This window comes from Actinosynnema sp. NPDC020468, from assembly GCF_040642015.1.
Taxonomy (GTDB): Bacteria; Actinomycetota; Actinomycetes; order Mycobacteriales; family Pseudonocardiaceae; genus Actinosynnema.
In genome coordinates, this window is sequence record NZ_JBFAEO010000013.1 from 74,867 (window position 1) to 96,089 (window position 21,223).

The window sequence follows — 21,223 nt, forward strand, 5'->3', positions numbered from 1 at the left end:
GGGTCGTTTGAGTGAACAGGGTTAACTCAAACGAGGAGGGGCTCCCATGGGGGAGAAGGTCGCCGAGCACGAGTGGCTCGGCGAGGAGTACTTCGAGGACCCGCACACCTTCCACGCCCGGTTGCGCGCCGACGCCGCCGCGACGGAGGTCGTGCTGCCGCGCTCGGTGAAGGTGTGGCTCGTGACGCGGTACGACGAGGCGCGGCAACTGCTGGCGGACCCCAGGCTCAGCAAGGAGTTCGGCGGGTTCGCCCCGCTGTTCGACCGGCACTACGTCGGCACCCGGGCGCGGGACGTGTTCGACCAGTCGCTGGTGCAGCACATGCTCAACAGCGACCCGCCCGACCACACCCGGCTGCGCAAGCTCGTCACCAAGGCGTTCACGCCGCGCCGGGTCGAGCAGCTTCGGCCGCGCGTGCAGCAGATCACCGACGAGCTGCTGGCGTCGGTGCGGGAACCGTCGGAGGTGGACCTGCTCGACCTGCTCGCGTTCCCGCTGCCCATCACGGTGATCTGCGAGATGCTCGGCGTGCCGGACGACAAGCGCGACGACTTCCGGCTCTGGTCGAACGTGCTGGTCGGCGTCGGCAACGACCCGATGTCGATCCAGGAGGCGGGCACGGCGATGGCCGAGTACCTGTCCGCCCTGGTGCAGTCCAAGCGGGACGACCCGGGTGACGACTTCTTCTCCGAGCTGGTGCACGCCAGCGAGGGCGGCGACTCGCTCAACCACGTCGAGCTGATGTCGATGGCGTTCCTGCTGCTGGTCGCGGGCCACGAGACGACGGTCAACCTGATCGCGAGCGGGGTGTACAACCTGCTGCGGCACCCCGAGCAGCTGGCGAGGTTGCGCGCGGACCGGTCGTTGCTGCCCGGCGCGGTCGAGGAGTTCCTGCGCTACGAGGGCCCGGTCAACCAGGCCACGTTCCGCTACACCACCGAGGACGTGCGCGCGGGCGACGTGGTGATCCCGGCCGGCGAGCTGGTACTGGTGTCGCTGATGTCGGCGAACCGGGACGAGTCGCGGTTCCCGGACGCGGACTCGTTCGACATCACCCGGCCCACCGGCGGGCACCTCGCGTTCGGGCACGGCATCCACTACTGCCTCGGCGCGCCGCTGGCCCGGATCGAGGGCGAGATCGCCGTCGGCGCGCTGCTGGACCGGTTCGACGTCGAGCTGGCCGCCGAGCCGGAGACGTTGCGGTGGCGGGAGAGCACGCTGATGCGAGGGCTCTACACGCTGCCGGTTAGCCTCGTTCCCCGTGGAGCACGATGAGCTGCTGAAGCTGGACCGGGCGCACGTCTGGCACCCGTACGGCCCGATGCCGGGCACCCTCGACCCGCTCGTGGTGAGCGCGGCCGAGGGAGTCCGGCTGCGGCTGGACGACGGTCGCGAACTGGTCGACGGCATGTCGTCGTGGTGGGCCGCGATCCACGGCTACCGGCACCCGGTGCTCGACGCGGCGGTGCGCGACCAGCTCGGCCGGATGAGCCACGTGATGTTCGGCGGCTTGACCCACGAACCGGCGGTGGCGCTGAGCGCGAAGCTGGTCGAGATCACGCCGGCCGGCCTCGAGCACGTGTTCCTGTGCGACTCGGGCTCGGTGTCGGTCGAGGTCGCGGTGAAGATGGCGGTGCAGTACTGGCGGTCGAACGACCGGCCGGCCAAGCGCCGGCTGCTGACGTGGCGCGGCGGGTACCACGGCGACACGTTCCAGCCGATGTCGGTGTGCGACCCGGAGGGCGGCATGCACGCGCTGTGGCGCGGTGTGCTGCCGGAGCAGGTGTTCGCCTCCGCGCCGCCGCGCGACCTGGACACCGACTACGTGCAGGAGCTGGCGGATCTCGTCGAGCGGCACGCGGACGAGTTGGCCGCGGTGATCGTGGAGCCGGTGGTGCAGGGCGCGGGCGGCATGCGCTTCCACGACCCGCGCTACCTGCACGTGCTGCGCGAGCTGACGCTGGCGCACGACGTGCTGCTGATCTTCGACGAGATCGCCACCGGCTTCGGCCGCACCGGCGAGCTGTTCGCCGCCGACCACGCGAACGTGACACCGGACATCCTGTGCCTGGGCAAGGCGTTGACCGGCGGCTACCTGTCGATGGCGGCGGCGCTGTGCACGCCCCGGGTCGCGGACGGCATCTCCCGCGGCGACGTGCCGGTGCTCGCGCACGGGCCCACGTTCATGGGCAACCCGCTGGCGTCGGCGGTCGCGCTGGCGTCCACGAACCTGTTGCTGGCGGGCGATTGGCGGGCCGACGTGGCGCGGATCGAGGCCGGGCTGAAGGCGGGGCTCGCGGACGCGCCGGGCGACGTGCGGGTGCTCGGCGCGATCGGCGTGGTGCAGCTCGACCACTCGGTGGACATGGCCGCCGCCACGGCCGCCGCGGTCGAGCACGGCGTGTGGCTGCGCCCGTTCCGCGACCTGGTCTACACGATGCCGCCCTACGTCAGCACGGACGAGGACGTGGCGACGATCGCGGCGGCCGTGGCCGCGGCGGCGCGGGCCTCGCACGCCCGACGGGGTTAGGGACGACCCGCCGCGGGATCGTGGGCCGGCGCGCCGAGGGGGCTCGGGTCCGCCGGGTCGCGGGCGGGTGCGGCCTGCGGCGGGCTCGTGCGTTCGCCCTGCTCAGAAGAGGACGAGCGCGGCGTACAGCCAGACCGCGCCGTACAGGGCGCTCGCCAGTCCGACGCCGAACGGGGTCGGTCGCGGGTCGCGGCGCAGGACGCCGGCCGCGATCGACCACCACACGGCCGCCGCGCCCGCCGCCACCGGGCTGAACACCACGCCCCACGCGCCCGCGAACACGCCGGCCCGGAAGTCGGCGGGCAGCGGCACGTCGTCCACCCAGCCGAAGGGCGCGCACAGCGCCATCACCACCGCGCACGCCACCGCCGACCCGCGCCGCGCCCGGCCGGACGCGAGCAGCACGCCCAGCACCACGAACCCGCCGCCCGCGAACGCCCAGCCCGCCGCGGTGGCGAACGGCGTCGACCCGACCACCGCGCCCGCGGCCGGCAGCACGGCGTGCCACATCAGCCAGTGCCCGCCGACCACCGCCGGCGGTGCCCACCACCACACCCCGCTCCGCGTCCGCTGCACCCGCACGTGATCCAGAATCCCAGCGGTGCCGACCGGAGCGCCGGCGCCGGGAGGGCGTAATCGGGGTCAGAACCGGAGCAGCGTCGAGCCCCACACCAGCAGCAGGAACGAGTAGGCCACCGCGAGCCAACCCATGGCGACCTCGGTCGCCTCCACCTCGCGCTTGAGGAACACCTTCGTCACGAGCCACCAGAGCAGCGCCGCGACCGCCGCCGCGAGCGGTGTCGCCAGCACGCCCCACGCGCCCGCGAACACGCCCGCCCAGTAGTCGGTCGGCAGCGACACGTCGTTGGCCCACCCGAAGGGCAGGCAGAGCAGCGCGAGCACCGACCACGCCAGCGCGACCTGCATCACCGGCTTGGCGCGCGCGGACTCGTGGTTGATCAGCGCGACGCCGACCGCCATGATCGCGCCGCCGCCGTACGCCCAGCCCACGACCGTGGACACCACCGGCACCGAGCCGACCACCTCACCGACCGCGGGCACCGCGTAGACCCACCACAGGTAGTGCGCGAGCAGCGCGCCGAGCACGCCGCCGGTGACCAGCAGCGACCGCTGACCGCCCGAGCGGCGGGCGAACCAGTTCTTCGGCTCGGGTGGCGTCGACACCGCGTCGGCGCGCTTCTGCCGACCGCGGCGGGTGTTCTTCGGCACTCACGCCCCCAGCGCGGCGGCGAGTTCGGCGTTCGTCGGCTCCACCAGCACGTCGCCGTTGGGCAGCACGACGACCGGGATGTTCCGGCGGCCGCCCGCGATCTCCACCGCGCGGTCCCGCGCGACCTCGTCGTGCTCGACGTCCACGTCGAGGAAGGGCACTTCGTTCTCCCGCAGCCACGCCTTGGCCCGACGGCAGTCGCCGCACCAGTTCGCACCGTAAACCGTGGTCTCACCCATGTCGGTGACTCTAGAACGCCGCCTGCGGCCACGCTCCGTGTAGTCGTAGGGTGAGTGCCCGTGAGCGTCCTGGTGATCACGGGCACCGGCACAGAGGTCGGGAAGACGGTTGTCGTCGCGGCACTGGCCGCGCTCGCGGTCGCCGAGGGCCGCCGCGTCGCGGTGCTGAAACCGGCGCAGACGGGCATCGCGGCCGGGGAGCCGGGTGACCTCGCGGAGGTCGAGCGGTTGGCGGGTCCGGTCACCACGCGTGAGCTCCGCCGCTACCCCGAGCCGCTGGCGCCCGCGACCGCCGCGCGCCGGTCCGGGCTGCCGACCGTGCACCCGTCGGACGTGGCGGCGGCCGCCGTCGCGCTGGGCGAGGCGCACGACCTCGTGCTGGTCGAGGGCGCGGGCGGGCTGCTGGTCCGGTTCGACGACGAGGGCACCACGATCGCGGACGCCGCGTGGGCGCTCAACGCGCCGGTGCTGGTCGTCGCGCACGCCGGTCTGGGCACCCTGAACACCACCGCGCTGACCGCGGAGGCGTTGCTGCGCCGGGGAATCGAGTCGGTGGGCGTGGTGGTGGGCCGGTGGCCCGCCGAGCCCGACCTCGCGGCGCTGTGCAACCTGGTCGACCTGCCCGAGGCGGCCGGCGCGCCGCTGCTGGGCGTGCTGCCGGACGGCGCGGGCGCGCTGGGGCGGGCGGAGTTCCAGGACGTGGCGCGGGAGGGCCTGTCGCCGTGGTTCGGCGGTACGTTCGACCCGGAGAAGTTCGCCGCGCCGCACACCTGCTGACCGTGACGCACGTCGCTCGGTGACGGAGAGTCGGGTGCGGCAGACTTGCCCCCGACCGCAGCCGGACGCCAGAGGAGATGTCGTGACCGCAGCCCCTGAACAGGTCGATGTCCTCCACACCGCTCGCGAGCAGGTGTTGGAGCGGGGCGTCGGGTTGTCCGAGGAGCAGGTGCTCGAGGTCCTCCGACTGCCCGAGGACCGGATCCCGGAGCTGCTCGCGCTCGCGCACGAGGTGCGGATGCGCTGGTGCGGCCCGGAGGTCGAGGTCGAGGGCATCGTGTCGCTCAAGACCGGCGGGTGCCCCGAGGACTGCCACTTCTGCTCGCAGTCCGGCCAGTTCCCCTCCCCGGTGCGGTCGGCGTGGCTGGACATCCCGGGCCTGGTGCGCGCGGCCCGGCAGACCGCCGAGACCGGCGCGACCGAGTTCTGCATCGTGGCCGCGGTGCGCGGTCCGGACAAGCGGCTGCTCTCGCAGGTGCGCGACGGCATCAAGGCGATCCGCGCGGACGGCAACGACATCCAGATCGCGTGCTCGCTCGGGATGCTGACCCAGGAGCAGGTGGACGAGCTGGTGGAGATGGGCTGCCACCGCTACAACCACAACCTGGAGACCGCGCGCTCGCACTTCCCGAACGTCGTCACCACGCACTCCTGGGAGGAGCGCTGGGAGACGTTGACGATGGTGCGCGACGCGGGCATGGAGGTGTGCTGCGGCGGGATCATCGGCATGGGCGAGACGCTGGAGCAGCGCGCCGAGTTCGCCGTGCAGCTCGCGTCGTTGGAGCCGGACGAGGTGCCGATGAACTTCCTCATCCCCAACCCCGGCACGCCGTACGAGAACTACGACGTCGTGGAAGGTCCCGAGGCGCTGCGCACGATCGGCGCGTTCCGGTTGGCGCTGCCGCGCACGATCCTGCGGTTCGCGGGCGGGCGGGAGTTGACGTTGGGCGACCTCGGCGCGAAGCAGGGCATGCTCGGCGGGATCAACGCGATCATCGTCGGCAACTACCTGACCAACCTCGGCCGTCCCGCGCAGGCCGACCTCGACATGCTGGGCGAGCTGTCCATGCCCATCAAGGAACTGAGCAAGACGCTGTGAGCTACTGCGGTTACTGCGGTGTCGCGGAGTCCGGGAAGGACCACTCCGCGTGTGCCTCCCGGCTGGCCGTGATCGACCCGCCGCGCTACTGCGGCGAGTGCGCGCGGCGGATGGTGGTGCAGGTGACGCCGACCGGCTGGACCGCGAGGTGCAGCCGACACGGCGAGATCGCGTCCGCGCGGTAGCCTTCCGGGGCATCGGGTTCTCGGGAGGTCGCGCGTGGCGGAGTTGGACGAGCGCGTCGAATTCGTCTACCACTACTACCCGCCGCGGCCGCGGGTGGTGGTGAAGCGCGACCTGCTGCCCGCGTTCTCCGTGTTGTCCACGGTGGCCCTGCTCGGGTTGCCGGTGGGGTGGGTGTGGGGGTGGCTCGCGCCGGCGCAGAACGTGGTCGTGGCGGCTGACGGCACCCTCGTGCCGGTGACCGGGGAGAGCTACCACCGGCTCGACGGGTTGATGGTGTTCGTGCTGCTGGGGTTGGCGGCCGGGCTGTTGACCGGTATCGGTGTGTGGATGCTGCGCGAGAAGCGCGGTCCCGTGGTGATGCTGGGCGCGGTGCTCGGGTCGGTGGCGGCGGCGTTCCTGGCCCAGCAGACCGGTGTCGGCTCGGCGGCGGGGCACTACGCGGTGGCGGACGCGCCCAAGGTCGGCGACGTGCTGTTGAAGGCGCCCGTGCTGGAGACGTGGTGGGGTCTGCTCGCGTGGCCCTTGGCGGCGGCGCTGGCGTACGGCTGCCTGGCCGCGTGGAACGGCATGGACGACCTCGGGCGTCGGCTGGGCTGATTTCTCGGCTGACCGTTCAGCTCGACCACGGCTGCCCCGAAGCCGCCGAGGATCGCGCACAGCGCGAACCCGAGCGCGAAGCCGAGCAAGGACCGCGGTGTCCGCGCCGGCCGGGATGCGGGTGCCGATCGGGATCAGCGCGGCGGGCAGGACGGGCCGCCGATGAGGTCGCCCACGAACGGCGCCGGAGATCAGAAACGCCCAACAGAGGATTGTTGAACAATCCCACCCAAGAACAATAGAGCAAACCAACACGCGAACAATCGACACGTAGAACAATCCTTCAATGCCGCCGCGTTCGCCAGGCGGGGTGCCGCCCGGCGGCGCCGTTTTGGTTGGCGCGGGCGGTGTTCGGGCCGGGGTTGTCGGGCGCGGCTTGCCGACTGCCGCCACAGCCGCCACAGCCACAGCCGCCACAGCCGGGGCCACAGCCAAAGTCACAGCCGGAGCTGGGGCTGCGACTGTGGGCCTGAGGCCTGAGGCCTGAGGCCTGAGGCCTGAGGCCTGGGCTTCGGGTCGGCGTGAGGCCGGAGGGGCCGACGGGTGGCGGGTTGGTGGCGGCGTGGGTTCATGGGGCCGCGAGCGTTGGGCGCCTGCTGAGCGGTCTCGCTTGGTGCCTCGCGCCGCGTTGCGCCTTCACCTTGCGCGTGCCGGTCGGGAGCTGTCAGGACTGGTGCGCGTCCGGGCCGGGCTTGCCGTGCCGGGTCTTGGCGCGAGCATTCCGGCGTCGGCACCCCCGAGCCCGCCGATACCGCCCGCCCGTACCGCCGGCCTCTGCGTTGATCGCCGGGATCCGGCCGCGCCTCCACCGGCGTGCCCCGCGTCGATCACCGCGTCTATCACCGCGTCGATCACCGCGCCGTCGAAAGCGCCGACGTTCGAGCCTTCAGTTGCGGTGCGGGAATTGGCCCAGTTCGGAGAGCGGGGCGGGGACGGCGTGCAGGGCTTTCAGGATGCCCGCTTCGCGGTGCAGGACCTTGCGGATCAGGCGGAGGCGGCGGGCGGCTGAGGGGTCTTCCAGGAGGCGTTGGCGGTCTTCCAGGGTCAGCAGGCAGTCCGCGGCCAGGGCGTAGGCCAGGTCCGGGTACGGGGTGTCGGGTGCGGGCGGGGTGCGGGGGGTGCGTTCCCAGGCCACCTCGCGGTAGCGGGTGTGGGCGGCGCGGGCGCCTTCGGCCAACGCGGGCAGGAGTTCTTCGACGCCCGGCGGGGGCGGGGTGTCCGGGAGCCACTCGACCTCGCCCACCAGGTACGGGGCCGTGTCGGTTTCCACCGACAGCAGGCGGAAGCGGCGGATTCCCTCCGTCTCCAGGTCGAAGCGGCCGTCGGGGAGGCGTTGCGCCTTCTTCAGCAGCGCCGTGCAGCCGACGGTGTGCAGCGCGGCCACGTTCTCCGTGCCCACCTCCCAGCCCTGGCGGATGGCGATCACGCCGAACGTGCGGTCGCCCGCCAGCAGGTCCACCGTCATCTGGCGGTACCTCGGCTCGAACACGTGCAGCGGCAGGGGAGTGCCCGGGAGCAGCACGGTGCCCAGAGGGAACAGGGGGAGTCTCACGGACCCAAGCTACGGCTCGACGGTGGCCGCAGCACGGCGAACGGATCGGTCACCCGCATCTCCCGCGACACGAACCGGAACAGCGCCGCCGGTCGCCCGCCGGACGGTCCGGGAGGCGCCGTCGCGCCCGTCGGCTCCAGCAGCCCGCGCCGGGACAGCACGCGCTGGAGGTTCGTCGCCGACACCTTGTACCCCAACGCCGCCGAGTACAGCGAGCGCAGCGCGGAGATCGTGAACGCCGGCGGCGCGAGCGCGAAACCCAGGTTCGTGTACGACAGCTTCGACGCCAACCGCTGCCGCGCCCGCAGCACGATCGCCTCGTGGTCGAACGCCGTGGGCGGCAACGCGGACACCGGGTACCAGGCTGTGTCCGACGGCACAACGGGGTCCAGCGAGGACGGCACCAGCCCGAGGAACGCGGTCGCCACCACGCGGGTCAGCCCGGGCACCCGCGAGGGCGCGCTGAACACCGCCAGTTGCTCCACGTGCGACAGTTGCCGCACGTCCACCTTCTCCGCCAGCTGACGGCGGATCGACGCCTCGACGTCCTCGTGGTCGCCGAGCGTCCCACCCGGCAGTGACCACCGGTGAGCGTGCGGTTCCTTTGCGCGCTCCCACAGCATGACCTGGAGTGATCCGGCTCTCACCTGGAGCACTGCGGCCAGCACCTCGTGTCCCGCGAGCCCCATTCGGCTGATACTATCGGCCACGTTTTCGACCGAAAGGCGAAAACCGGCGGAACCTGAGGAGGGACCCGAAATGGTCGCTACCGCGTACGTGGAGCGGACCACCGATGGTGCGTACGACGGCATCGCGCCGGACGCCGAGTGGCGGGACGAGGTGCTCGAGCTGGCGCGCAGGCAGGACGCGGTCATCCTCGCGCACAACTACCAGCTGCCGGAGATCCAGGACATCGCGCACCACACCGGTGACTCGCTGGCGCTCAGCCGCATCGCGGCCCGGAGCGACGCGTCCACCATCGTCTTCTGCGGCGTGCACTTCATGGCCGAGACGGCCAAGATCCTGGCGCCGCACAAGACCGTGCTGATCCCGGACGAGCGCGCGGGGTGCTCCCTCGCCGACTCGATCACCGGTGCGCAGCTGCGGGAGTGGAAGGCCGAGCACCCGGGCGCCGTCGTCGTGTCCTACGTGAACACCACGGCCGAGGTGAAGGCGGAGACGGACATCTGCTGCACGTCGTCGAACGCGGTCGACGTGGTGGCGTCCATCCCGGCCGACCGCGAGGTGCTGTTCCTGCCGGACCAGTTCCTCGGCGCGCACGTGAAGCGCGAGACCGGCCGGGAGAACCTGCACATCTGGGCGGGCGAGTGCCACGTGCACGCCGGCATCAACGGTCCCGAGCTGGCCGAGCGCGCGGCGGCCAACCCGGACGCCGACCTGTTCATCCACCCCGAGTGCGGCTGCGCCACCTCGGCGCTCTACCTCGCGGGCGAGGGCACCGTGCCGGCGGAGAAGGTCAAGATCCTCTCGACCGGCGACATGATCACCGCGGCGCGCGACACCAAGGCCAAGACGGTGTTGGTGGCGACCGAGATCGGCATGCTGCACCAGCTGCGCCGGGCCGCGCCGGAGATCGACTTCCGCGCGGTGAACGACCGGGCGTCGTGCCGGTACATGAAGATGATCACCCCGGCCGCCCTGCTGCGCTGCCTGCGCGAGGGCAAGGACGAGGTGTTCGTGGACCTCGACACCGCGAAGCGCGCCCAGGGCGCCGTGCAGCGCATGATCGAGATCGGCAAGCCCGGCGGCGGGGAATGACCGTGTGGGAGGCCCGTGCCGACCTCGTCGTCGTCGGCACGGGTGTCGCGGGCCTGACGGCCGCGCTGCGCGCGCGTGAGCTCGGCCTGCGGGTGCTGGTGGTGACGAAGGCCGGTCAGGCCGACGGCAACACCCGCTGGGCGCAGGGTGGCGTGGCGGTCGTGCTGCCCGACCAGCACGACGAGGGCGACTCGGTCGACGCGCATATCCAGGACACCCTGGTCGCGGGCGCGGGCCTGTGCGACGAGGCCGCGGTGACCGCGATCATCTCGGGCGGACCGGCGGCGGTGGCCCGACTCCGGGAGCGCGGCGCGGTGTTCGACCCCGGCGCGGACGGGCTGCTCGCCCGCACCCGCGAGGGCGGGCACGGCAAGTTCCGGGTGGTGCACGCGGGCGGTGACGCGACCGGCGCCGAGGTCGAGCGGGCCCTGCTCGCGGCGGCGGCCGACGGTCGGGTGCCGGTGCTGGAGGACCACGTCGCGGTCGACGCGGTGCGCACGCCGCTCGGTCGGGCCTGCGGCCTGCTGGTGCTGGACGGCAACGGGGTGCCCGGCGTGCTGACCGCGCCCGCCGTGCTGCTGGCCAGCGGCGGTCTGGGCCAGCTCTACCAGGCCACGTCGAACCCCGAGGTGGCCACCGGCGACGGGCTGGCGCTGGCGATGCGCGCGGGCGCGGTGGCGGCGGACGTCGAGTTCGTGCAGTTCCACCCGACCGTGCTGTACACGGGCCGGGGCGCGCGCGGTCGGTGCCCGCTGGTCACCGAGGCGGTGCGCGGCGAGGGCGCGGTGCTGGTCGACGCGACCGGCGCGCGCGTGATGCGCGGCGTGCACCCGCTGGAGGACCTGGCGCCGCGCGACGTGGTGGCGGCGGCCATCACCCGGCACATGGCGAACGCGCCCGGCGGCGTGGACGACCACGTCTTCCTCGACGCGACGGGCATTTCCGACTTCGCCCGCCGGTTCCCGACGGTGCACGCGGCGTGCGTGACGGCGGGCGTGGACCCGTCGTCGCAGCCGATCCCGGTCGCACCGGCCGCGCACTTCGCCTGCGGCGGCGTGGTGTCCGATGTGGACGGACGCACCGGCGTGCCCGGCCTGTACGCGGCGGGCGAGGTGGCGCGGACCGGGTTGCACGGCGCGAACCGGTTGGCGTCCAACAGCCTGCTGGAGGGCCTGGTCGTCGGCACGAGGGCCGCCGAGGCGGTGGCGGCCGACCTCGCGCTCGGCGGGCAGGCGAAGCTGACCGGCACCGTGGAGCTGCCGACCGCGCCGGTCGCGGACCGGGACTCGTTGCAGCGCGTCATGAGCCGGTACGCGGCGATCGGCCGGGACGCCGAGGGGCTCGCGGTCGTCGGCTCGGTGCTGGACCTGTCCACTGTGGACCGGGTGCTCGACACCCGGCAGCGGGTGGAGGACGCGGCGCTGACCCTGGCGGCGCGGGCGTTGATCGCGGCGGCGGCGCAGCGGCACGAGTCGCGCGGCTGCCACGTGCGGACCGATTTCACCGAGCGGGACGACGCGGGCTGGTCGCGCAGCCAGGTCGTGCGGCTCAACCCGTCGGGGCAGCCGGTGCTGGCCGACCCCGTGGTCGCGAGGGGAGTGGCATGAGCCTGGACTGGGACGACGTCGCGCGGGTGGTCGCGACGGCCCTGGAGGAGGACCTGCGCTACGGCGTCGACGCGACGACCGAGGCGACCGTGCCGGCGGACGCGGTGTCCACGGCCGAGTTGACCCCGCGCGCGGCGGGCGTGCTGGCCGGGGTCCCGGTCGCGCTGCACGTGTTCCGCACCGTGCTGGGCGACGTGGAAGTGGTGGCGCAGAAGGAGGACGGCGACAAGGCCGTGCCCGGCGAGCCGGCCCTGGTGCTGCGCGGACCGGTGCGCGGGCTGCTCACCGCCGAGCGCACCGCGCTGAACCTGGTGTGCCACCTGTCCGGCATCGCCACGCTCACCGCGGCCTGGGTCGAGGCCCTGGAGGGCACCGGCGCCAAGGTGCGGGACAGCCGCAAGACGTTGCCCGGCTTGAGGTTGCTGGAGAAGTACGCGGTCCGCGCGGGCGGCGGCGTCAACCACCGGCTGGGCCTGGGCGACGCGGTGCTGATCAAGGACAACCACGTGCAGGCGGCCGGCTCGGTGACCGAGGCGCTGCGCCAGGTCCGCGCGCACGCGCCGCACCTGCCGTGCGAGGTCGAGGTGGACTCCCTGGCCCAGCTGGACGAAGCCGTCGCGCAGGGCGCGGAACTGGTGCTGCTGGACAACTTCACGGTCGCCGACTGCGCGGAGGCCGTGCGGCGGGCCCAGGGCGTGAAGCTGGAGGCCTCCGGCGGGCTCACGCTCGACGTGGCGCGCGCGTACGCCGAAACCGGTGTCGACTACCTCGCGGTCGGCGGCCTGACGCACTCCGCGCCGGCGCTCGACCTGGGGATGGACCTGCGCTGAAGCCGGGAGAGCGGCCCTCCCCCCGGAGAAGGGGGAGGGCCTGCGCTCACGCCGGCACGCCGTAGTGCGCGGCCAGTCGGCCCTGCTGCTCCTCGGACATGTGGCGGTCCGAGACGTCGAGCCGCGGCGAGTCCGCCACCTGCTCCTTCGCCACCGGCACGGTGATCATCCCGGAGCCGACGCGCGCGCCGCGCAACGGCACGAACGCCTCGCCGAGCCCCAGGAACCCGGTGTGCACCGAGGCCCACTGCGGCCGGCCGCTCCGGTCGTCGAGCCACACCTGCTTGAGCGAACCGATCTTCACTCCCTGCCTGTCGATCACTTCGCAGTCGTACAAGCGGTTCAAGTCGGCCTGGTTCATCAACGGCCTTCTCCCTTCCGTTGTTCGGTCCTGCGTCCACTCGGGTACCCCGGGCACACCCGTGCGCCCGGGCTTTCACTCGAACGTGCCGCGTCCACCCCTCGGGTGGAGCAGAGGTCACAGTCGCCGGTTGGCCAGCACGGGCAGCGTGCGCCGGGCCTGCTCGACCGACGCCGTGTCGACGTCCGCCACCAGCACGCCGGGTTCGCCCGACAGCCGGTCGACCACCCCGCCCAGCGGCCCGACAACCGCGCTGTGCCCGACGCCCGTCGGCGCGCCGCCGTGGTCCACGCCGGGGTCGGCCTGCCCGCACGCCAGCACCCACGTCGTGCTGTCCAGCGCGCGCGCCCGCACGAGCAGGTCCCACTGCTCGACCTTGCCCGGACCCGCGCCCCACGACGCGACGAGCACCACGGCCGTCGCGCCCTCGTCGGCCAGCGCGTGGAACAGGCCGGGGAACCGGACGTCGTAGCAGGTCGCGAGCCCGAGGGTGACCCCGTCGACCTCGATCACCACGGGCTTGGCGCCCGGCGCGACGGTGTCCGACTCGGTGAACCCGAACGCGTCGAACAGGTGGATCTTGTCGTAGCCCACGTGCAGGTCCGCGCCGGTCGCGAGCAGGGTGTTCGCCACCCGGCCGTCCGGCGACGGGGTGAACATGCCGGCGACGACGACCACGCCGTGCTCGACCGCCACCGCGCGGACGGCGGTCGCCCACGGCCCGTCCAACGGCTCCGCGACCGGACCGAGCGACACGCCGAACCGGCACATCGTGGCCTCGGGGAACACCACGACGCGGGCTCCGCGCGCGGCGGCCGAGGCGACGTGCGACCGGACCAGGTCCAGGTTCGCGGCCGGGTCGGTGGACGAGGCGATCTGGCAGAGCGCGACACGCATGCCCCCCACTCTAGGTAGTGTCGGCACTCGTGCGCTCCCTGTTGCCCCCGCTGGCGGTCCTGACCCTCGTCCTTCTGGCGGGTTGCACGGGCACGGCCACACCGGGCGCGGAGGGCACCGCCGACGGCAGCACGATCGTGCTCGCGGACAGCGCCGAGCCGACCACGCTGAACCCGCTGCTCGGGTACGGCAGGCACGGCGCCGCCAAGATCTACGACGGTCTGGTCGAGCACCGCGCGGACGGCTCGCTGCGGCCCAAGCTGGCCGCCGAGTCGCCGACGCCGAGTGCCGACGGCCTGTCCTGGACGGTGAAGCTGCGCGACGGCGTGACGTTCACCGACGGCACGACGTTCGGCCCGGAGGACGTGGTCGCGACCTACAAGGCGCTGCTGGACCCGGCGTCGGGCTCGACCGAGCGGTCCTCGTTCGCCCGGCTGACCGGCGTCGAGCAGCTGGACACGCACACGGTCCGGTTCGCGCTGGCCAAGCCGTGGGCGGCGTTCCCGAACCTGCTGGTGCTGGGCGTGCTGCCGAGCGAGGCGTTCGGCGTGCCGCTGGCGGAGGTGAAGCCGGTCGGCACCGGGCCGTACAAGGTCGCCGACTGGAAGAAGGGCGACCGGCTGGTCCTCCAGGCGAACCCGACCTACTTCGACGGCGGCGAGCCCAAGGTGCGCAAGGTGACCGTGGTGTTCGTGCCGGACGACAACACCCGCGCGCAGCGCATGCAGGCGGGCGAGTTCGACGGCACGGAGCTGCCGCCGCGGTTGGCCGCGGGCTTCGCCTCGAACAGCGACTTCAAGTCCGTGGCGCACCGGTCGTCCGACGTGCGCGCGGTGACGCTGCCGCCCGGTCCGGTGACCGGTGACGCGGCGGTGCGGCTCGCGCTGAACCTCGCGGCGAACCGCAAGGGCGCGGTGGACAGCCTGCTCGGCGGCAAGGGCACCCCGCTGAGCACGCCGGTGCCGGAGACGCCCGCCGAGTTCACCGCCACCGACGCGGTGTTCGCCTACGACAAGTCCCAGGCCGAGGTGCTGCTGGACCAGGCGGGCTGGGCGCGCGGCGCGGACGGGTTGCGCGCCAAGGCCGGCGTGGTCGCCCGGTTCACCCTGATGTACCCGATCGGCGACGTGGTGCGGGCCGACCTCGCGACGGCGTTCGCGGCCGACGCGAAGGCGGTCGGCGTGGACGTGCAGTTGGCCGGGCTCGGCTGGGACGCGATCTCGCCGCGGCTCGGCGTGGACGCGCTGCTCTACGGCGGCGGCAACCCCTACGACCCGGACCTGTCGCTGTACGCGGCGCTGCACACCGGCAACCCGTTCGGCTACTCGAACGCGGCGGTCGACGCGGCCCTGGACGCCGGGCGCGACCTGACCGACCCCGGTCAGCGCGCGGTGGCGTACAAGCGGTTGCAGCGCGCGTGGGTGACCGGGCCGGGCATGGTGGTGCTGGCCGCGGTGCAGCACACCTACGTGCTGCGGGACAACTGGACCGGGTACCAGGAAGTCGTGGACCCGGACGTGCACGGCCCGCTGTCCTGGGGGCCGTGGTGGAACCTGGAGAAGTGGACGGCGAAGTGATCGACCTCGCCCGCGCCCGCGCGGACACCCCCGGCGCGCTCGACCGCGTCTTCCTGGACTCGGCGGGCTCCTCGCTGCCGCCAACGCCGGTGCTCGACGCGGTGGTGTCCCACCTGCGCCGGGAGGCCGAGGTCGGCGGGTACGTGGCGGCCCGCGAGCGCGCCGACGACCTGGCCGACGGCTACCGGGTGCTCGCCCGGCTGTTCGGCGCCGAACCGGACGAGATCGCGTTCACCGACAGCGCGACCCGCTCGTGGCTCGCGGTGTTCGACGCGGTGCCGCTCGGTCCGGGCGACCGGGTGGTGATCACCGAGGCCGAGTACGCGGGCAACGCGGTGCCGATCCTGCACCGGGCGAAGCTGGACGGCGTGGCCGTGGACGTCGTGCCGTCCGCGCCCGACGGGCGGGTGGACCTCGAGGCGTTGAAGGCGGTGCTGACGCCCGCGGTGAAGCTGGTGTCCCTGGTGCACGTGCCGACCAACGGCGGCCTGGTGAACCCGGTGCGCGAGGTGGTCGAGGCGGCGCACGAGGTGGGTGCGCTCGTGCTGCTGGACGCGTGCCAGTCGGCCGGTCAGCTGGACCTCGCCGTCGAGGCCCGGGGCGTGGACCTGATCTCGGCCACCGGCCGCAAGTGGTTGCGCGGTCCGCGCGGCACCGGCGTGCTGGTGGTCCGGAGGCAGGCGCGGGACCGGCTGCGGCCCCGGCTGGTCGACCTGCACAGCGGTGACTGGACCGGTCCGGCCGACTACGCGCTGCGCGAGGACGCCCGGGTGTTCGAGCTGTGGGAGTGCTCGGTCGCCGACCGGCTGGGGTTGATCAAGGCCGCCGAGTACGCGCTGGACCTGGGCCTGCCCGCGATCCGGGACGCGGTGCGGTCCCGGTCCGCGCACCTGCGCGAGGGGTTGCGGGCGCTCGACGGGGTGCGGGTGACCGACCTCGGCGACGCCGGGCTGGTGACGTTCACCGTCGAGGGCCGGCACGCCGAGGAGGTCAAGGACCTGCTGGCGGCGGCGGGGGTGATCGTCACGGTGAGCTACGTCGGGTCGACCCGGCTGGACATGACCCGGCGCGGGCTCGACTCGGTGGTCAGGGCGTCGCCCCACTACTTCGTCGAGCCCGCGCAGCTGGATCAGGCCGTGGAGCGGGTCAGCAGGATTGCCCGATGATCCGCGGCACGCAGTCCGAGTACTGGAGGAACAGCTCGACCGCGCTGTCGTTGCGGCTGGTCTGCGGCGCGATCTGGGTGTCGCGCGGGTAGAACCCGCCCGCGCCGCTGGAGGTCGGGTACATCTCGAAGGTGTAGCTCCAGATCTTGTGCTGGAACCACATCCAGTCGTTGACCGAGCCGTCGGTGATGTACAGGTCGGACGACTGCTCGGGCGTGTAGCCGTTCTTGGCGGCCATCTGCTTGCCCAGCGTGGAGAACGCCTTGGCCTGGTTCGCGTCCAGGCCGGGAGCGGTGTCGGCGGTCGTGTAGCCGTAGGGCCACAGGATCAGCTCCGAGTAGGTGTGCCAGTCGATGTGCGACTTGATCTGCTGCACACCGCCGACCACGCGCGAGTTCACGAAGTCGCGCACGCGCTGGGTTTCGGGCGCGGAGAACGCGGACGGCCCGCGGTAGGTCTCGGAGGACACGCTGCCGCTGGAACCGCCGCAGCAGCCCCACTTGTAACCCCAGTTGCGGTTCGGGTCGGTCGCGCTGGGCTGCCGGTTCTTGCGCCACGACCGGAACGAGCCGGACGCGATGTCGTACTCGGCGCCGTCCGGGTTCACGCTCGGCACGACCCAGATCTCCCGGCTGTCCACCAGCGCCTTGATCGAGGCGTTGGTGGCGTAGCCGTCGGTGTACTGCTTGATGATGCGCAGGCACATCTCGACGGTCAGGTGCTCGCGGGCGTGCTGGTTGCAGGTGAACAGGACCTCGGGCTTGGCCTGGTCGGTGTTCGGGCTGTTGCTGATCTTCAGCGCCCAGAGGTCGCGACCCTCGTAGGACTTGCCGATGCTCTGGAGCTTCACCAGGTTCGGGTGGTCGGTCACCGTCTGGTTCAGCTCCGCGACGGTTTCCGCGTAGTTGTGGTACCCGGTGTAGCCGGACGGGAAGTCCAGCGCGCCGACCTCGCGGTCGGTGAAGTCGGACTTGCCGAGCGCGGCCAGCTGGGCCTCGTAGTCGCCGAGCGACTTGACCTTCAGGCCGGTGGCGCGCAGCGCGAACTGCTGGAACGGCTCGGCCGCGACGGTCAGCACGTCCTTGTTCTGCCCGAGCACGTCGACGCCGGTGCGCGCGACCTTGGTGCGCGCCGCGGAGTCGGGCGCGGTGACCTCGAACAGGGTTCGCCCGGTCTTGGCGGTGGCCGGTTCGGCGACGCCGGTGTACGCCGGCGCCAGCAGGGCCAGGCACGCGCCGATCGCTACGGCCACGAGGCCGCGGCGCTTGGTGAACATGGGTCCTCCATCATCAGCAGGGTTTGCGACGGAGTTGCACACGCAGCGTGGCCTGGTCGTCACCCGACCGGTAAGCCGCCGTTTGTCGGGTTCACCACTTCCGCCCGGGCTGACAGTTGACCGAATAGGGCACCGCTTACCCTTGTGGACATGCTCAACCGCATCGACCTGCGAGGTCGTGTCCCGTCGCCGACCGCACTGCGCGCCACGCTGCCGCGCGCCGAGGTGGACGTGGACGCGGTCCTGCATCAGGTGCGACCGGTGGTCGAGGCGGTGCGCGAACGCGGTGTCGACGCGGTGCTGGAGTACACGGAGAAGTTCGACCGGGTGCGCCCCGCGAGCGTGCGCGTCCCGCTGACCGAACTCGACCGTGCGCTGGCCGAACTGGACCCGGAGGTCCGCGCCGCGCTGGAGGAGTCGATCGCGCGCGCCCGTCGCGTGCACGCCGACCAGCGGCGGGTGGACACCACGACCCAGGTCGTGCCCGGCGGCACGGTGACCGAGCGCTGGGTGCCGGTGGCCCGGGTGGGCCTCTACGCGCCCGGCGGACTGGCCGTGTACCCGTCGAGCGTGGTGATGAACGTGGTGCCGGCGCAGCTCGCCGGCGTCGAGTCGCTGGTGGTGTGCTCGCCGCCGCAGGCCGACTTCGGCGGTCTGCCGCACCCGACGATCCTGGCCGCCGCGGCGCTGCTGGGCGTGACCGAGGTGTGGGCCGTGGGCGGCGCACAGGCGGTGGCGCTGCTCGCGTACGGCGGCGTGGACACCGACGGCGGCGTGCTGGAGCCGGTGGACCTGGTCACCGGACCCGGCAACGTGTACCTGACGGCCGCGAAGCGGTTGCTGCGCGGGCTGATCGGGATCGACTCCGAGGCCGGGCCGACCGAGATCGCGATCCTGGCCGACGAGACGGCCGACCCCGCGCACGTGGCGGCGGACCTGATCTCCCAGGCGGAGCACGACCCGCTGGCCGCGAGCGTGCTGGTGACCACGTCGGAGTCGTTGGCGGACGCGGTGGACGCGGAGCTCGCGCGCCGGGTCGCCGCGACCAAGCACCACGAGCGGGTGCGGACGTCGTTGACCGGCAAGCAGTCCGGTGCCGTATTGGTGTCCACTGTGGACGAAGGGCTGCGGGTGGTCGACGTGTACGCGGCCGAGCACCTGGAGATCCAGACGGCCGACGCGCGCGGCGTGGCGGCCCGGGTCCGGGCGGCGGGCGCGGTGTTCGTCGGGGCGCACTCGCCGGTGTCGCTGGGCGACTACTGCGCGGGCTCCAACCACGTGTTGCCGACCGGTGGCTGCGCGCGGCACTCGTCGGGGTTGTCGGTGCAGACGTTCCTGCGCGGCATCCACGTGATCGACTACAGCGAGGACGCGCTGCGCGAGGTGGCCTCGAAGGTCGTCGCGCTGGCCAACGCGGAAGACCTGCCGGCGCACGGTGAGGCCGTGACGGCGAGGTTCCCCTCGTGAGGCCCGTCGGGGACCGGGTCGAGCTGTCCGACCTGCCGCTGCGCGAGGACCTGCGGGGGCGCACCCCGTACGGCGCGCCGCAGCTGGACGTGCCGGTCCGCTTGAACACCAACGAGAACCCGTACCCGCCGTCCGAGGCGCTGGTGGCGGAGGTGGTGGCCGAGGTCGCGGAGATCGCGGGCGAGCTGCACCGGTACCCGGACCGGGACGCGGTGGCGCTGCGCGAGGACCTGGCCGCGTACCTGGCGTCGGCGACCGGCGTGCCGTTGACGTCGCGGAACCTGTGGGCGGCCAACGGTTCCAACGAGATCCTCCAGCAGATCCTCCAGGCGTTCGGCGGCCCGGGCCGCACCGCGCTGGGCTTCGAGCCGTCGTACTCGATGCACCCGATCATCGCCGCCGGCACCCGCACCGAGTGGGCGCCGACGCCGCGCCGGTCGGACTTCTCGTTGGACACCGAGGCCGCTGCGGGGATCGTGGCTGCTCGGCGGCCGGACGTGGTGTTCGTGACCAGCCCCAACAACCCGACCGGCCAGAGCGTGCCGACCGAGGAGTTGCGGGCTTTGATCGAGGCCGCGCCCGGCGTGGTCGTGGTCGACGAGGCGTACGCGGAGTTCTCGTCGCGGCCCAGTGCGGTGACGCTGCTCGCGGACTACCCCGAGAAGCTGATCGTCAGCCGCACCATGAGCAAGGCGTTCGCGTTCGCCGGCGGCCGACTCGGCTACCTGGCCGCAGCGCCCGCCGTGGTCGACGCGCTGTTGCTGGTGCGCCTGCCCTACCACCTGTCCGCGCTGACGCAGGCCGCCGCACGGGCGGCGTTGCGGCACGCCGAGGACACGCTGGGTTCGGTGGCGAAGCTGGCCGCCGAGCGCGACCGCGTGGTGGAGACGTTGGCGGGCTGGGGTTTCGACGTCGTTCCCAGCGACGCGAACTTCGTGCTGTTCGGGTGGTTCGAGGACGCCCGGGAGACGTGGCGGTCCTATTTGGACCGTGGTGTGCTGATCCGGGACGTGGGCATCCCCGGGCACCTGCGGGTCACCGTGGGCACCCCGGAGGAGAACGACGCGTTCCTCACTGCGAGCAAGGAGGTCGGCCGGTGAGCCGGGTCGGCAAGGTGGAGCGCGCCACGAGGGAATCCTCGGTGTACGTGGAGATCGACCTCGACGGGTCGGGCCAGGTCGAGATCGACACGGGTGTGCCGTTCTACGACCACATGCTCACCGCGCTGGGCGTGCACGGGTCGTTCGACCTGGTGGTGCGGGCGACGGGTGACGTGGAGATCGACGCCCACCACACGGTCGAGGACGTGGCGATCGTGCTGGGTCAGGCGCTGCGCGAGGCGTTGGGGGACAAGAAGGGCATCCGCCGGTTCGGCGACGCCTGGATCCCGATGGACGAGACCTTGGCGCACGCCGCGGTGGACGTGTCGGGCCGGCCGTACTGCGTGCACGTCGGCGAGCCGGAGCAGTTCAACACGTTCACCATCGGCAACAACTACCCGTTCGTGCTGAACCGGCACGTGTTCGACTCGCTGGCCTTCCACGCGGGCATCGCCCTGCACGTCCGCGTCGAGTACGGCCGCGACCCGCACCACATCACCGAGGCGGAGTACAAGGCGATCGCGCGTGCCCTGCGCGCGGCGGTCGAGCCGGACGCGCGCGTGGCGGGCGTCGTGCCGTCCACCAAGGGCGTCCTCTGATGTCGAAGGAAGTCGTCGTCATCGGGTTGCTGGCGCTGGCCGGCTTCCTGGCGGGCGGCGTGTACGCGACGTGGAAGACGGTCAGGGCGCTCTCCCTCGCCCTGGCCGTCCTCGTCGTGGTGTCGGTGGGCGGCGCGATCGCCTGGCTGGTCGGCTGAACCTCCACCACCCGAACAGGTCATCCACCAGCCCTCTCGCTCCATGCCGAGCTTGGCGCGAGGGGGCTGAGTGGCGTCTTGGGGAGAGGTCGCGGCACAGGTTCGGCGTGTGCGTGAGACGGCCGAAGCCAGTGCTGCCGCGTCGGAACGCGCGGCGGACGCTGCCGAGGATGCCCGCGACCTGTTGACGGAGG

General features: G+C 72.7%; 23 protein-coding genes. 15 read left to right on the top strand and 8 right to left on the bottom strand.

Annotation, left to right across the window (positions count from 1 at the left end; genetic code table 11):
• Positions 1-46: 46 nt before the first annotated feature.
• Entirely contained in the window at positions 47-1,276 is a 1,230-nt protein-coding gene (locus tag AB0G50_RS12195; protein WP_360105910.1) for a cytochrome P450, read from the top strand.
• Positions 1,263-2,531: an adenosylmethionine--8-amino-7-oxononanoate transaminase gene (locus tag AB0G50_RS12200; protein WP_360105912.1), complete on the top strand. Its 1,269-nt coding sequence runs from the start codon at positions 1,263-1,265 to the stop codon at positions 2,529-2,531. Before AB0G50_RS12195 ends, AB0G50_RS12200 begins: the two co-directional genes overlap by 14 nt.
• A 102-nt stretch (positions 2,532-2,633) precedes the next feature.
• On the opposite strand, the gene AB0G50_RS12205 is transcribed toward AB0G50_RS12200, so the two are convergent.
• Genes AB0G50_RS12205 through AB0G50_RS12215 form a run of 3 tightly spaced genes read right to left on the bottom strand, consistent with a single transcriptional unit; the run spans position 2,634 to position 4,001 of the window.
• A complete protein-coding gene (locus tag AB0G50_RS12205) occupies positions 2,634-3,113 on the bottom strand; it encodes a hypothetical protein (RefSeq protein WP_360105915.1) in 480 nt (159 codons plus the stop codon).
• 60 nt (positions 3,114-3,173) lie between these two features.
• Positions 3,174-3,761: a hypothetical protein gene (locus AB0G50_RS12210; protein WP_360105918.1), complete on the bottom strand. Its 588-nt coding sequence runs from the start codon at positions 3,759-3,761 to the stop codon at positions 3,174-3,176.
• Positions 3,762-4,001 (bottom strand): glutaredoxin family protein, encoded by a 240-nt coding sequence (locus AB0G50_RS12215; RefSeq protein WP_360105921.1) that lies wholly within the window; start codon positions 3,999-4,001, stop codon positions 3,762-3,764. It lies immediately after the preceding gene.
• Between the two features lie 60 nt (positions 4,002-4,061).
• On the opposite strand from AB0G50_RS12215, the gene bioD reads away from it, so the two are divergent.
• The 4 genes from bioD (at position 4,062) to AB0G50_RS12235 (ending at position 6,660) form a co-directional block, all read left to right on the top strand.
• Positions 4,062-4,778, top strand: coding sequence for a dethiobiotin synthase (gene bioD / locus AB0G50_RS12220; protein WP_360105924.1), 717 nt, complete (start codon positions 4,062-4,064; stop codon positions 4,776-4,778).
• An 82-nt stretch (positions 4,779-4,860) separates the two neighbouring features.
• Positions 4,861-5,877, top strand: coding sequence for a biotin synthase BioB (gene bioB, locus AB0G50_RS12225; RefSeq protein ID WP_360105927.1), 1,017 nt, complete (start codon positions 4,861-4,863; stop codon positions 5,875-5,877).
• Positions 5,874-6,062 carry a hypothetical protein gene (locus tag AB0G50_RS12230; protein WP_360105930.1) on the top strand — a complete coding sequence of 63 codons (189 nt, stop codon included), beginning with the start codon at positions 5,874-5,876 and terminating at the stop codon, positions 6,060-6,062. The genes bioB and AB0G50_RS12230 overlap by 4 nt, the downstream gene beginning before the upstream one ends.
• A 34-nt stretch (positions 6,063-6,096) precedes the next feature.
• Entirely contained in the window at positions 6,097-6,660 is a 564-nt protein-coding gene (locus AB0G50_RS12235) for a DUF2567 domain-containing protein (protein WP_360105933.1), read from the top strand.
• A gap of 886 nt (positions 6,661-7,546) precedes the next feature.
• Here the strand turns inward: AB0G50_RS12235 and AB0G50_RS12240 are convergent.
• On the bottom strand, positions 7,547-8,212 hold the full coding sequence (locus tag AB0G50_RS12240) for an LON peptidase substrate-binding domain-containing protein (protein ID WP_360105936.1): 666 nt from the start codon (positions 8,210-8,212) through the stop codon (positions 7,547-7,549).
• Positions 8,209-8,901, bottom strand: a complete 693-nt coding sequence (locus AB0G50_RS12245; RefSeq protein ID WP_360105939.1) for an NUDIX domain-containing protein — start codon at positions 8,899-8,901, stop codon at positions 8,209-8,211. Before AB0G50_RS12245 ends, AB0G50_RS12240 begins: the two co-directional genes overlap by 4 nt.
• Before the next feature lie 70 nt (positions 8,902-8,971).
• Here AB0G50_RS12245 and nadA point away from each other — a divergent pair, with 70 nt between their 5' ends.
• From nadA to nadC, 3 genes are read left to right on the top strand one after another with little or no spacing between them, the layout of a single operon-like run.
• Positions 8,972-9,991 (top strand): quinolinate synthase NadA, encoded by a 1,020-nt coding sequence (gene nadA, locus AB0G50_RS12250; protein ID WP_360105942.1) that lies wholly within the window; start codon positions 8,972-8,974, stop codon positions 9,989-9,991.
• The gene (locus AB0G50_RS12255; RefSeq protein WP_360105945.1) at positions 9,988-11,598 is read left to right on the top strand and encodes an L-aspartate oxidase; all 1,611 of its coding nucleotides are present in this window, start codon (positions 9,988-9,990) and stop codon (positions 11,596-11,598) included. Before nadA ends, AB0G50_RS12255 begins: the two co-directional genes overlap by 4 nt.
• The gene (gene nadC / locus AB0G50_RS12260) at positions 11,595-12,428 is read left to right on the top strand and encodes a carboxylating nicotinate-nucleotide diphosphorylase (protein ID WP_360105948.1); all 834 of its coding nucleotides are present in this window, start codon (positions 11,595-11,597) and stop codon (positions 12,426-12,428) included. The genes AB0G50_RS12255 and nadC overlap by 4 nt, the downstream gene beginning before the upstream one ends.
• Before the next feature lie 46 nt (positions 12,429-12,474).
• On the opposite strand, the gene AB0G50_RS12265 is transcribed toward nadC, so the two are convergent.
• The gene (locus tag AB0G50_RS12265) at positions 12,475-12,789 is read right to left on the bottom strand and encodes a PRC-barrel domain-containing protein (protein ID WP_360105951.1); all 315 of its coding nucleotides are present in this window, start codon (positions 12,787-12,789) and stop codon (positions 12,475-12,477) included.
• Positions 12,790-12,906: 117 nt separating this feature from the next.
• Positions 12,907-13,686, bottom strand: a complete 780-nt coding sequence (locus AB0G50_RS12270; RefSeq protein WP_360105954.1) for a carbon-nitrogen hydrolase family protein — start codon at positions 13,684-13,686, stop codon at positions 12,907-12,909.
• Positions 13,687-13,715: 29 nt separating this feature from the next.
• On the opposite strand from AB0G50_RS12270, the gene AB0G50_RS12275 reads away from it, so the two are divergent.
• Both AB0G50_RS12275 and AB0G50_RS12280 read left to right on the top strand, forming a co-directional pair.
• Positions 13,716-15,263, top strand: a complete 1,548-nt coding sequence (locus tag AB0G50_RS12275) for an ABC transporter substrate-binding protein (protein ID WP_360105957.1) — start codon at positions 13,716-13,718, stop codon at positions 15,261-15,263.
• Positions 15,248-16,429 (top strand): aminotransferase class V-fold PLP-dependent enzyme, encoded by a 1,182-nt coding sequence (locus tag AB0G50_RS12280; protein ID WP_360105960.1) that lies wholly within the window; start codon positions 15,248-15,250, stop codon positions 16,427-16,429. The genes AB0G50_RS12275 and AB0G50_RS12280 overlap by 16 nt, the downstream gene beginning before the upstream one ends.
• On the opposite strand, the gene AB0G50_RS12285 is transcribed toward AB0G50_RS12280, so the two are convergent.
• Positions 16,410-17,705, bottom strand: coding sequence for a M14 family metallopeptidase (locus AB0G50_RS12285; RefSeq protein ID WP_360105963.1), 1,296 nt, complete (start codon positions 17,703-17,705; stop codon positions 16,410-16,412). The two genes, AB0G50_RS12280 and AB0G50_RS12285, sit on opposite strands and share 20 nt — an antisense overlap.
• Before the next feature lie 150 nt (positions 17,706-17,855).
• Between AB0G50_RS12285 and hisD the strand changes: the two genes are divergently transcribed.
• From hisD to AB0G50_RS12305, 4 genes are read left to right on the top strand one after another with little or no spacing between them, the layout of a single operon-like run.
• Positions 17,856-19,172 carry a histidinol dehydrogenase gene (gene hisD / locus AB0G50_RS12290; protein ID WP_360105966.1) on the top strand — a complete coding sequence of 439 codons (1,317 nt, stop codon included), beginning with the start codon at positions 17,856-17,858 and terminating at the stop codon, positions 19,170-19,172.
• Positions 19,169-20,272, top strand: coding sequence for a histidinol-phosphate transaminase (locus AB0G50_RS12295; RefSeq protein WP_360105969.1), 1,104 nt, complete (start codon positions 19,169-19,171; stop codon positions 20,270-20,272). The genes hisD and AB0G50_RS12295 overlap by 4 nt, the downstream gene beginning before the upstream one ends.
• On the top strand, positions 20,269-20,871 hold the full coding sequence (gene hisB, locus AB0G50_RS12300) for an imidazoleglycerol-phosphate dehydratase HisB (protein ID WP_360105972.1): 603 nt from the start codon (positions 20,269-20,271) through the stop codon (positions 20,869-20,871). The genes AB0G50_RS12295 and hisB overlap by 4 nt, the downstream gene beginning before the upstream one ends.
• Positions 20,871-21,029 carry a hypothetical protein gene (locus tag AB0G50_RS12305; RefSeq protein ID WP_360105975.1) on the top strand — a complete coding sequence of 53 codons (159 nt, stop codon included), beginning with the start codon at positions 20,871-20,873 and terminating at the stop codon, positions 21,027-21,029. The genes hisB and AB0G50_RS12305 overlap by 1 nt, the downstream gene beginning before the upstream one ends.
• Positions 21,030-21,223 lie beyond the last annotated feature (194 nt).